The organism is Burkholderia sp. Se-20378 (assembly GCF_017104665.1).
GTDB classification, from domain to species: Bacteria; Pseudomonadota; Gammaproteobacteria; order Burkholderiales; family Burkholderiaceae; genus Burkholderia; species Burkholderia lata.
Window position 1 is genome coordinate 1 of record NZ_JAAGPG010000270.1, and the last position, 11,436, is coordinate 11,436.

Consider the following 11,436-nt stretch of genomic DNA (forward strand, 5'->3'; position numbering starts at 1 on the left):
CGAGCGGCACGAGCGGCACGAGCGGCACGAGCGGCACGAGCGGCACGAGCGGCACGAGCGGCACGAGCGGCACGAGCGGCACGAGCGGCACGAGCGGCACGAGCGGCACGAGCGGCACGAGCGGCACCAGCGGAACCAGCGGCACAAGCGGCACCCCCGGCACGAACGGCATCATCAGCTCGGTCGGCGCGGTCGTCATGGACGTCGGCGCCACGATCACCGGCACGAGCCCGCCCGGACCGACCAAGGGCGTGACCACCGGCCTCGGCAACACGGTCACCGGCGCAGGCACGATCATCCGCGACACGTCGAACGCCGTGAGCAACGGCATCGGTCAAACCGGCTTCACGGCGAACCCCGTCGGTACGACGGTCGCCGGGCTGGGCTCCATCGTCGGCTCGACCAGCAACCCGGTCACCGGCCTCAGCGACACGGTGAAGGCGCTCGGCACCGGCCCGCTGTCGCCGTTGGCGCCGCTCACGACGCCGGTCGGCGGCCTGCTCGACACCGTCGCCGGTGGCCTCAAGACGGGCGGCACCATGCTCGGCTCGGCCCTGTCGTCGGGCCCGGTCCAGCAGACGACGCAGGCGATCAGCACGGCGATCACGCCGCTCGTCACGACCGTCGGCCAGGTCACGCAGCAGGTCGGCACGGCGACCGGCCTCGGGCAGCCCGTCGCGGGCCTGCTCGGACAGATCGGCGGCGCGATCACGTCGGCGGGATGGAAGGTCACGTCCACGTCGCCCCAGCCGCTGGTCGGCGGCGTCGGTGAACTCGTTCGCGCGGTCGGCAACACCGTGACCAACGCGGGCGGTCTCGTGAACCCGAACGGTGCGAACGGCGCGGTGCCTGTTGCGGGCCTGGTGACGAGCGTGGTCGGCGGCATTCCGGCGACCGTCCACAACGGTTCCGCGACCGGCACGGGCGGTACGGGCGGCGGCTCACCGCTGGGTGGTCTCTCCAACCCGCTCGCACCCGTTACGGGGCTGGTGGGTGGCCTGCTGGGCGGCTTGGGTGGCCTGGGCGGCAAGTAGTCGATCGATTTCGATCGTCACGGCGGTAACCGGCCAAACGAACATCGGCCGCCGGTTACCGCCGACCAGAATTGCTTGATGATCCCCCTGCGGGAAGCGGATCGGACGGGGCCTCTCGATGTATCAATCGCGAACGACGTCGCGCTGCGACGGCGGCCGCGCCAGCCCGCGTGCGGGCAGCGGCGTCGACATCACGATCGACGTGCGTGTTTCGCCGTACAGGTTGATGCGTTCGATCAGTTGTTCGAGATGCGTCATGCTGATCGCGGCGAGCCGCAACATGTACGAGTCCGCGCCCGTCACGTGATGGCATTCGACGACTTCGGGAATCGTCTCCAGCAGCCGGAGGAATTTCGCTTTTGCCGGTTGCTGCACCGTGATGCCGATCAGGGCGCTGACCGGATAGCCGGCCGCGGCGGGATTGATCCGGGCCGTGTAGCCCTCGACGACGCCGGCCGCTTCGAGCCGCTTCACGCGCTCCGTCACCGCCGGCACCGACAGGTGCACCTGGCGCGCCAGCTCCGTGTAGCTGATGCGGCCGTTGGCCTGCAACAGCGTCAGTACCTTCCAGTCCAGATCGTCCATCGCGGCGGGATTTTTTAAGGCGGAGTGGCCATTTTTCCTTAAAAACCGCATTCAGCGATGACGGGACTTTCCCTACGATGCCTGTTCCACCCGTTACATGTCGCAAGGAGCAGGCGATGCTGTTCATCAAGTCCGTCGTCGTGGGGCTGTCGATCGCGGTGCCGGTCGGGCCGATCGGCATGCTGTGCATCCAGCGCAGCCTGAGCCGCGGCTTTCAGGCGGGATTCGCGACAGGCGTCGGCGCCGCGTGCGCCGATGCGATCTACGGCCTGCTCGGTGCGCTCGGCATCGCAGGCATCGCCACGGCATTCCCGATGCTGACCGTCGGGTTGAAAATCGGCGGCGGCGCGTTTCTCGTGTGGCTGGCGTGGACCGTCGCGCGCCAGGCGCCGGCCGCGTCGACGGCAGAGCGCGACCTGCCGCGCACGACCGTCCTGCGCGATTTCCTGACGACGTTCGGCCTGACGCTGTCGAACCCGATGACGATCCTGTCGTTCGTCGGGATTTTCGCGGCGCTCGGTCCGCTGTCGGGGGCGCAGGAAGGGGCGATGGGGTCGGCCGTGGCGCTGATGGTCGCCGGTGTGTTCATCGGTTCGGCAACGTGGTGGCTGTGCCTGAGCGGTACGACCGCCGCGCTGCGCACGAAGATGTCGTTCGCGTTCATGCACGGGCTGTCGCGCGTGTCGGCCGCGGTGATCGCCGTATTCGGCGTGATTCAGGTCGTCGCGGGCGTGCGCGGGGTCATTTAGGCCGGTCTACGTATCGCGTGTATCGCGTTGCGACCGGATCGCGTCGACCGTCGTCCGGAGATGCGCGAGCAACTCGAGCACGACGGCTTTCCGGAAATACTGGTTCATTCGCGTGCTGACGACGAGCTCGGACGGCAACGCGTCGATCGCACGCTGAACCGACAGCAGATCGTCGACGAGTCGCGCCAGCGCATCGTGATCCCGCGTGGCCACCGCAACCGCGATCTCGTCCGGCCAGAAACCGAATGCGTCGATGCCGCAGCATGCGGCGACACAATCTGTCTCCAGGGCATCGAGCAAAGGCATGACCTCTGCCAGACAGGCATCGATCGCGACCTGACCGCCCGACAGATCGCCGAATTCGATCCACCGATTCGGGCCGATGCTGATGTCGTTCTTGTACGGTTTGTCGTTCATCGGTTGACGCTCGCCGGATGGATTCAATTCGACGCCGGCAAATGCGCACGCACGAAGCGTGCGATTTCCTGGCTCAGTTCCCTGTCCTCGGGCGCGCCCATGAACCCGCCATGCGGCATCCCTTCGAATACGTGAAGCTCGGTCGGCACCTGCGCGCGGCGCAACGCGCGATGCAGGCGCACCGCGTTCGACAGGAACAGGTCGCGCGTGCCGCTCTGGATGAACGTCGGCGGGAAGCCGGCGGCGAAATCGCCGAACAGCGGCGACAGATACGGATGCGCGAGATCGGCGCCGTTCGCGTAGAGCAGGTTGTTCGGCATCAGCGAGGCCGGCAACACGACGTCGACGAGACGGTTGGTTTCGAAGCTGTCGCCGGATTCGGTCAGGTCGACTTCCGGCGACAGCAGCACCAGCGCGGCCGGCAGCGGCAAGCCTTCGTCGCGGGCCCGCAGCACCATCGCGGCGGCGAGGTTGCCGCCCGCCGAGCGTCCGCCGATGACGATGTTTTCGGGTGCGTAGCGCTCCAGCACGTAAGCATACGTCGCGATGCAATCGTCGAGCGCGGCCGGATACGGATGCTCGGGCGGCAGGCGATAGTCGACGCCGTAGCATCGAATGCCGAGCCGGTCGGCCTGCATCTGCGCGCCGGCGCGGCACGCGGCGCCGCCGCCGAGCACCAGCGCGCCGCCATGCAATTCGATGTACGCGCATTCGCCGGAAGCGGCCGCTTCGGGCGTGGCGACATGCACGTCCGCCGCACCGGCCCGGATCGTCTCCACGCGCGAGCGCAGATAGCCGCCGAGCTGCTCGATGGCCGCCGCGTAGTGCGCGTCGGCGGCCGCCTTCACGCGCATCCATGCGTCGAAATCGTCCGGGGGCGGCATCACGTGCAGTGCGTTCAGCGGCACGCCGTCGTTGCCGACCAGTCGTTGCAGCGCGGTTCGCGCTTCTTCGCTGATCGAGGCCGGGAAGGGGACGACACGGCTCGGCAGGACGACGCCATCGGGTTTGTCTTTCATCGATTCGGTTCTGTTGGACGTTGGACGAGTCATGCGGCAGAAGGCCAGTGGCGCAGCATCACGTCCAGCGCATCGAGACTGCGCGACCACGACGAGTCGGACGCCGGTGCGCTGTGCGAGAAGCCGCCCGCGCTTTCGAGCGTGACGTAGCCCATGAAAAAGCCGCCGAGCAGACGGATCGCATGCGCCTGTTCGGTTTCCGGAATGTCGTAGCTGCGCAGCACGGCCGAGGTCATTCTGACGAGCTGGCCGCCCGCGCTTTCGGCGGCGCGTTCGGCGCTCACCGGGTGGCGCGCTGCAGCAAAGCGACCGGGGTGCTCGCGTGCGTAGTCGCGATAGACGTTGGCGAGCGCGGTCAGCGCGTCCTTGGCGGTGCGGCCGGCCAAGGCGTCGGTCGCGCGATCGGCGAGCTCCTTCAGCGCGAACAGGGCGATGCGGCTCTTGAGGTCGTCGAAACTCGGGACGTGGGAGTACAGGCTGGCGAGCTTGACGTCGAAGCGACGCGCGAGGGCGGCACCGGTCAGGTGCTCGAAGCCGGTTTCATCGGCGAGCTGCGCGCCCGCTTCGACGAGTTTGTCCAGGGTGATGCCGGCGCGTGGCATGGCGAATGCTACTCGAATTAGTCAAAAACCTAATTCTATTAGTTTCGATGGCGATGTCAATTTCACGAACTCGGCCTCCGCCATGTTCGTGACGATCACCCCAGCTCGAACGACGTCACCCCGAACACGCGCTCGATCGCAATCGCCGGCGCTTCTTTCGTGTACATCCGTGCGGTTTCGAACACGCTCGTCATGCCGTGCCGTTCCGCCAGTGCGACGGCCGCGGGGTTCGTTTCCGGCACGTCGAGCACGATGACCTCGCCGGGCATGTGCGCCGCAAGCGCACGAAACAGCCCGGTGGCAACGCCTGAGTCGTCGGCGAAAAGCGGGCCGATCTTGCAGCCCGTCCTGCAACGGCGCACGACACCGTAGCCGGCGACTCGACCGCCGTCGATCGTCGCGAGCGCAACGGCATCCGGCTGCGCGATCCAGGTGGTGACGAAACGCTCGCGCGCGGCGGGAAAGCATTCGCGATCGTAGGCAAGCAACTGCTCGAACGGTACGTCGGCCGCGGCCGCCACGTGCGCGCACCCGATGCCGTTCACGCGCCCCTCGTAGCGGATGTTGCGGTACGCGAGCGCGAATCCGGACTTCCTGTAGTTCGCCTGCTGGGCTACGACGCCATCGAGCCCGATGTTGCGGTCGCCGAGGTAACGCATGCCATGCTGCCAGGTTCGGATGCCGAAACCTTGGCCGCGAAACCCGGGTTTCACGATGTAGAGACCGATGAAGCCAAAGCGGTCGTCGTAGGCGACAGCCGAGATGCACGCGACCGGTTCGCCGCGCCAGACGCCGACGAAGAACCCGGCCGGGTCTGCTGCCCTGAAACAGGATGGATCGTGCAGGCCGGGGTTCCAGCCTTCCGCAGCCGCCCATTCGACCGACAGGGCTACGTCGTCGGCCGACATGGTGCGCACGATGAAGTCTCCGCCTTGATCCATGGTTCACCCCAGTCGCTGCGCTCAGGATGGCGCGTTGCATGACGGTCAATGCATCGGTGAAGCGCGGGCAGGCAGCGCCGTGGCTGCCGATCGGGCCATCATAATCCCAAGGGCGGGTGCCAGAGCGGGAAGGTCGGTCCGCGCCGTCGACGGGCGCCACTCAGCCGCGCCCCGCGAAACCCGGATTCCCTGCGGTTGACATGCAATAAAATCATTGCATATCATGCGCAATGAACGCCGAACAGCTTGACCATGTTTTCAAGGCGCTTGCCGACCCCATCCGCCGCAGGATCATCGATCGGTTGCGCGAGCAGCCCGATCAGTCGCTTTTCCAGATTTGCGCGGTAGCCGTTGCAACGGGGGAAAAAGCCATCTCCCGGCAGGCAGTGACCCAGCATCTCGACATGCTGGAGAAGGCCGGGCTGGTTCGCATCTCCTGGTCGGGCCGAACCAAGATCCATTCTCTCGATCTCCAGCCGCTGCGGGAAGCGGCGGACATCTGGCTTCAGCGACATCTCGAGGAAGGAAAGAACCCATGAGAATCTACGTCACGTCCGTCTTTGTCGACGACCAGTCCAGGGCGCTGGACTTCTACACGAACACGCTCGGATTCGTCGTGAAACATGACGTGCCGCTGGGCGAGCACCGCTGGCTCACCGTCGTATCGAGCGAAGCGCCTGGTGGAACGGAACTGCTGCTGGAGCCGAGCGAGCACCCGGCGGTTGGCCCGTTCAAGAACGCGCTGGTCGAAGACGGCATACCCGCGGCCTCATTCCAGGTCGATGATCTGGACACCGAATACAGGAAACTGCGCGCGCAGGACGTCAGGTTCACCGTGCCCCCGATGGATGCCGGCACGGTCCGCATGGCCGTGTTCGACGATACCTGCGGAAACCTGATTCAGCTCATCGAGATGAAGGACAAGCAAGCGCCGTCACATTGATTTCGCGAGGTGGTCGATGCAGGTCACGGAACATGAGGTCGTCATCGCCGGCGGCGGCCCCACCGGCTTGATGCTGGCCGGCGAGCTGGCGCTGGCCGGCGTCGATGTCGCCATCGTCGAACGCCGCCCCGATCAGACGCTCGCGGGTTCACGCGCCGGCGGGCTGATTGCGCGGACGCTCGAGATCTTCGATCAACGCGGCATCGTGGAGCGGTTCCTCGCCGAAGGCCAGAAGGCGCAAGTCACCGGGTTTGCGTCGATTCGCCTGGACATCAGCGATTTCCCGACCCGGCACAACTACGTGCTCGGGCTGCGCCAGAAACATATCGAGCGCATTCTCGCCGGGTGGGTCGACGAGCTGGCGGTACCGATCTATCGCAGTTGTGAAGTGACGGGTTTCGCGCAGGACGACACGGGCGTCACCATCGAGCTGTCCGGTCGTGCGCCACTGCGGGCGCGCTATCTCGTCGGGTGCGATGGCGGCCGGAGTCTCGTTCGCAAAAGCGCCGGCATCGAGTTTCCAGGATGGGATGCGACGACCAGCAGCATTCTCGCCGAGTGCGAGATGACCGATGAGCCGCCGTTGGGCGTCCATCGCACGGCATTGGGTATCCATGCGTTCGGGCGCGAGGCGTACGAAATTCGCGACGGCAAGATCGTCTTTGCCACCGAAGGCCCCGTCGGCGTCATGGTGACTGAAAAGGCAGTCGGCGCGAAAGCCGAGCCCACGCTGGACGAGCTGAAGGAAGCACTCGTCGCCGCATGCGGAACCGACTACGGCGTTCATAGCCTGACGTGGATTTCCCGGTTCACCGACATGGCGCGACAAGCGGCCACCTACCGCAACGGCCGCATTCTCCTGGCCGGCGATGCCGCGCACGTGCATTCTCCGGTGGGCGGAAAGGGCCTCAACATCGGCGTGCTGGACGCGGTGAACCTGGGCTGGAAACTGGCCCAGGTGGTGAAAGGAACGTCGCCCGACGGGCTGCTCGATACGTATCACGCCGAGCAACATCCGGTTGCGGCCCGCGTGCTGCGCACGACGATGGCGCAGGTTGCGTTGCAGCGTACCGATGACAGCACCGAAGCATTGCGTGAAGTCGCGGCGGAATGGCTTCGCATGGATGAGCTTCGCAAGCGCGTCGCCGCCGAGATGTCCGGGCTCGGGATCCGTTACGCACTCGGGGAAGGGCATCCGCTGATCGGTCGCCGCATGCCGGACCTCGATCTGATTACGGCTGACGGTTCCGTGCGCGTCTTTGCGCTGCTCCGGAACGCTCGGCCGGTGCTATTGAATCTCGGCGCACCCGGTAGCGTCGATATCACGGGCTGGCCGGATCGAATCGAACGGGTTCACGCCCGGTACGACGGCCCATGGGATCTGCCCGCGCTAGGCCAGGTTGCCGCGCCGACATCCGTTTTGATCAGGCCCGATGGATATGTCGCGTGGGCGGGTATCGACACACAGGACGGCCTTCGGAATGCGATGAACACCTGGTTTGGGCCTCCCCGGTAGGCGTGTCGTCATCATCGCGCCGGATGACGTTTTCGACACGGCGTACCAGTCGTCCGGGAGGTGCGGCCAGGGCGCCGCGTTTTGTCCCGCAGTGGGCGCCGTCGAGTCTTGCCGGCTGGTGTGGGACGGCCATGTGCGCTTCGCGGCCGAAGCAGCCGTTGCGCAAGCCCGGTCGCGCGGGCCCCGGCGTATGTTCCGACCGGGGCCGTGCCGCTCAACACGTCAAGGCCTTCGCGTTACCCCATCAGAACGTATAAGTCACCTTCCCGAACGCCGTCCGCCCGAGCGTGTTGTACCCATACGCGGTCATGTACTGCCGATCGAACAGATTCGACACCGTCGCCGACACCGTCACGTGCGAGTTGATCCGGTACGAAGCACGCAGCCCCACCGTCAGGTACGAAGGCAGATAGGTCGAATTCGCCGGATCGTCGAACGTCGTGCCGCCGTAAAGCAGCGACGCGCCCGTGCTCAACGCATGCAGGTGCAGTTCATCCCACGTGTGATCGATGTTGAGGCTGACCGTCTGGCGCGGCCGGCGGTTGAGCCACGAATCGTTGGTTTCGTCCTGCGGATTCAGGATCCCGACCGCGAGGCTCACCGGCGTCGAACGGCCGATCGTCCCCTTGTACGACAGGTCGATTCCGCGAATATGCGCGCGACCGATGTTCACCGGCGAGAACGTCGCCGGGTTGTACGCGATCAGGTTGGTGACCCGCGTGTCATAGATCGCGGCCGTGAACGTACCGTACGACGTGTTCGCATCGACCGCAGCCTCGACCGACGTGTTGCGTTCCGGGCTGAGATTCGGATTCCCGTAGCCGGGGTAATACAGGTCGTTGAACGTGGGCAGCTTGAACGCATTGCCGTACGACACGCGCGCCGTGTACACCGGCGTGATCGCCCACGACAGCGCCGCATTGCCCGTATTCACCGACTGGCCGGCGATGATTTCGTGACGCCCCGCGAGGAACATCGTCACGCTGCCGAGCGTTGCCGACTGATGCAGCGAGAACGCGGAATCATTGCGCGTCGGCACGCCGTTCGGAATGTCGACCGGCAGGAATGCCTGCTCGCGCGTGAAGTCGTACGCGAGCTTGGTTTCGCCGGACAGCGGCAGCCCGAACAGATGGAATCCGCGCTCCTGATGCGTCAGCGACGTCGACGTGCTGATGCGCTGCGAATTGATCTGGTCGGTCGGGATGGTCGGATCGCTCGCGTAGATGAACCCGCGATCGTTCGAATAACCGAAGGACTGGTCGAACTGCGTGTCCGGCGTGATGTCGAGGTGGAACGCGATACCGGTCGTCAGCTGATGATCGAGCTGGCGGTTCGCATAGCCGCTGTTGTCGTAGGACAGATCGGACCGGTGATACAGCGCGAACGTCGAGATCGACCAGTTGTCGCGCGCGTAGCCGAGGCGCGCATCGAGATCCTGCGCGTGGTACGGGTTGCGGCCTGCCTCATGCCCGTATGCAAAGGGCCGCGTCGCGTCGATGCCGGCCGTGTTGTACGAGTGCAGGCCGAGCGAGTAGGTGAGCCCGCCGAGCGCGGCGAGCGGCCCGGTCGACGGCACCGTGCCCGACGTGCGCAGCTGCGTGTCGAACGTCTTGTTCGACCCGCCGCCGAACGACACGGTGGTCTGGTTCGGCTGGTTGGCCGCGCGGCGCGTGAAGAGTTGCACGACGCCGCCCATCGCATTGGCGCCGAACGACGCGGCGGCCGGCCCCGAGATTACTTCGACACGTTCGAACGCTTCGGTCGGCAGGTCCGCCCACGGCGCGATGCCGGTGGTCGACGATCCGATCCGGATGCCGTCGATGAACACGGCGACCTGGCTTGCCGACGAACCGCGGATGCTGACCGACGCGGATGAACCGGGCCCGCCGTTCTGCGAGACGGTCACGCCGGGCAGCGTCGCGAGCGCCTGCGTGATGCTCGGATCGCTCGGCGACAGCCGGTCGAGATCGGTGCGCGTGAGCACCTGGGTCGTCGCATAGCGCTGGTCGAACGACTCGGGCAGCCGACGCGTGTCGGTCACGTTGATCGTCGGCAGGTCGGCGCCTTCGGCAGCCGGGGCCGGTTGCGAAACCGCGGTCTCGCCGGCGGCGTGGGCGAGGGGCGAGAGGAGCGCAGTCGCGGCGGACGTGGCAAGGAGGTGTCGAATCTTCATGAGGCTGTCGTTGTTGTCGGGCTGCGCATGCGTCGATCGTGGGCGGGCGGCGGGCAGCACCGGTTTTGTGGTCGGTGATCGGGCTGTCGCGCGGTCGGGCCGGGCAGGCCGCAGTCGCGGGCGTCGGCTCGGCACATGCCGGCGGACGCGATCGATAGGGAGCGGCGCGCGCAAGCGGGCGGGCCGTGCATGCCGGCGGCGTGCCGGCGCGACGCTTCCGGTGCGGAAGCGGATGCGGTAACGGTGGACATCGGGCGGATCCTGAGGTCGGGCCGTCCATGCAACGGGCACCGCCAAAGGCGGTGTTGGCGCATCGGGACACCCCGCCCGGTGCGGCTGCTTGGACCTCGGGTCGATGGCAGGTCTCCTGGCTCACGGGTCCTGATTCGTGCCGGCCTTCCCGGTTTCCCAGTGGCATGCAGTGGCACGGATTCGCCGCTCACAGTTGCGGGGGCAGCCGCAGATTGGAGGCGCTGCCTCTCCTGCGTTCCCTTTTGATCCCGTCTCCGGGAACCATCAGCGCGCAAGGGTAATGGCGTGCGCTCCGGCGCGTCAATTGTCCGGCCGCGCGGGGATGCGAAAAAACGTCATTACCGCGCAAATATTTTCGAAATCCTTTCTTTTATGCGTCGGCGCCGTGTTTCATGTCTGACGAAACGGGCTGGTTCGCTGCGATGCAATCGCGCCGGAACCGGCTCGGCGCGATACCCGTCCACCTCACGAACGCGCGGCGAAACGCTTCCTCGCCGCCGAACCCGAGATGCGCGGCAATCCGCGCGATCGGCCAGTCCGACTCGCGCAGACAACGTTGTGCGGCCTCGGCGAGACATTGCTCGCGCAGCGCGTGATAACCGCTTCCTTCGGCCACCAGCCGCCGCCGCAACGTTGCCTCGCTCACGCCTAGCCACGCGGCCAGCTCGGCGAGCGTCGGCAACGCCTGCTCGTGTGCGAGCGCCGCATCGAGAAAGCCGCGCACCTGCTGCGTCCACGCCACGACGGCCGGCGCCGCATCGATCAGGCGAAACGGAAAATCGACGAGAAACGCGTCGAGCTCGGCCGGTTGCCGGATCACACGGCATTCGAGCCGCGCGGCATCGAATGCGAAGCCGTAGGTCTTGCGGCCCACTTCGACCGGCGCATTGAACAGCCCGAGCAGCGGCATCGCGTCGTCGCGGCGCGGATGGCCGAGCCACACGTCGGTCGGCCGCAACGGCTGCCCGATCAGCCAGCCGAACAACTGCAGATAGCAGAACAACCCCGTCAGGTCGACGAGGCACGCGGCCGGACTGCGCGTGCGGCGCAGCGAATCCATCCGGAAGGTCGCGCGCCCGTCGCGCACGGCGAGCGACAGCGCGCCGGCGCGCGGCGTCAGCATCTCGCCGAATTCGCGCGCACAGCGGATCGCGTCGGCTAGCGTCGCGCAGCTCAGCAGGCAGCGGCACATCAGGTCGACTTCG

Annotated in this window: 12 protein-coding genes and 1 riboswitch; of the genes, 5 read left to right on the top strand and 7 right to left on the bottom strand. The window is 66.5% G+C overall.

Features of this window, described 5'->3' with window-relative positions; translation table 11 throughout:
* Positions 1 to 1,034, top strand: a 1,034-nt coding sequence (locus tag G3N93_RS24355; protein WP_206134133.1) for a collagen-like triple helix repeat-containing protein, incomplete at its 5' end; no start/stop codon positions are given.
* 123 nt (positions 1,035 to 1,157) lie between these two features.
* Here the strand turns inward: G3N93_RS24355 and G3N93_RS24360 are convergent.
* Positions 1,158 to 1,619, bottom strand: coding sequence for an Lrp/AsnC family transcriptional regulator (locus G3N93_RS24360; protein ID WP_174947914.1), 462 nt, complete (start codon positions 1,617 to 1,619; stop codon positions 1,158 to 1,160).
* 116 nt (positions 1,620 to 1,735) lie between these two features.
* On the opposite strand from G3N93_RS24360, the gene G3N93_RS24365 reads away from it, so the two are divergent.
* A complete protein-coding gene (locus G3N93_RS24365) occupies positions 1,736 to 2,368 on the top strand; it encodes a LysE family translocator (RefSeq protein WP_206134134.1) in 633 nt (210 codons plus the stop codon).
* A gap of 6 nt (positions 2,369 to 2,374) precedes the next feature.
* On the opposite strand, the gene G3N93_RS24370 is transcribed toward G3N93_RS24365, so the two are convergent.
* The 4 genes from G3N93_RS24370 to G3N93_RS24385 all read right to left on the bottom strand — a co-directional run bounded on the left by G3N93_RS24370 (position 2,375) and on the right by G3N93_RS24385 (position 5,347).
* Positions 2,375 to 2,785 (bottom strand): DUF6331 family protein, encoded by a 411-nt coding sequence (locus tag G3N93_RS24370; RefSeq protein ID WP_206134135.1) that lies wholly within the window; start codon positions 2,783 to 2,785, stop codon positions 2,375 to 2,377.
* A gap of 23 nt (positions 2,786 to 2,808) precedes the next feature.
* Positions 2,809 to 3,804, bottom strand: coding sequence for an alpha/beta hydrolase (locus G3N93_RS24375; protein WP_206134136.1), 996 nt, complete (start codon positions 3,802 to 3,804; stop codon positions 2,809 to 2,811).
* A 29-nt stretch (positions 3,805 to 3,833) separates the two neighbouring features.
* Positions 3,834 to 4,406, bottom strand: a complete 573-nt coding sequence (locus G3N93_RS24380; RefSeq protein WP_174940888.1) for a TetR/AcrR family transcriptional regulator — start codon at positions 4,404 to 4,406, stop codon at positions 3,834 to 3,836.
* A 95-nt stretch (positions 4,407 to 4,501) separates the two neighbouring features.
* Positions 4,502 to 5,347 (bottom strand): GNAT family N-acetyltransferase, encoded by an 846-nt coding sequence (locus G3N93_RS24385; RefSeq protein WP_206134137.1) that lies wholly within the window; start codon positions 5,345 to 5,347, stop codon positions 4,502 to 4,504.
* A 230-nt stretch (positions 5,348 to 5,577) separates the two neighbouring features.
* On the opposite strand from G3N93_RS24385, the gene G3N93_RS24390 reads away from it, so the two are divergent.
* Genes G3N93_RS24390 through G3N93_RS24400 form a run of 3 tightly spaced genes read left to right on the top strand, consistent with a single transcriptional unit; the run spans position 5,578 to position 7,806 of the window.
* Complete coding sequence (locus tag G3N93_RS24390; RefSeq protein WP_174940892.1) at positions 5,578 to 5,886, top strand: helix-turn-helix transcriptional regulator; 309 nt, start codon at positions 5,578 to 5,580, stop codon at positions 5,884 to 5,886.
* Complete coding sequence (locus tag G3N93_RS24395) at positions 5,883 to 6,290, top strand: VOC family protein (RefSeq protein ID WP_206134138.1); 408 nt, start codon at positions 5,883 to 5,885, stop codon at positions 6,288 to 6,290. Before G3N93_RS24390 ends, G3N93_RS24395 begins: the two co-directional genes overlap by 4 nt.
* 16 nt (positions 6,291 to 6,306) lie before the next feature.
* Positions 6,307 to 7,806, top strand: a complete 1,500-nt coding sequence (locus G3N93_RS24400) for an FAD-dependent monooxygenase (protein ID WP_206134139.1) — start codon at positions 6,307 to 6,309, stop codon at positions 7,804 to 7,806.
* Positions 7,807 to 8,050: 244 nt separating this feature from the next.
* Here G3N93_RS24400 and G3N93_RS24405 read toward each other — a convergent pair whose 3' ends face one another.
* Positions 8,051 to 9,979, bottom strand: coding sequence for a TonB-dependent receptor domain-containing protein (locus tag G3N93_RS24405; RefSeq protein WP_206134140.1), 1,929 nt, complete (start codon positions 9,977 to 9,979; stop codon positions 8,051 to 8,053).
* 339 nt (positions 9,980 to 10,318) lie between these two features.
* Positions 10,319 to 10,512: riboswitch (cobalamin riboswitch) on the bottom strand.
* An 89-nt stretch (positions 10,513 to 10,601) separates the two neighbouring features.
* Positions 10,602 to 11,436: AraC family transcriptional regulator (locus G3N93_RS24410; RefSeq protein WP_206134141.1), on the bottom strand; the 835-nt coding region annotated here is incomplete at its 5' end.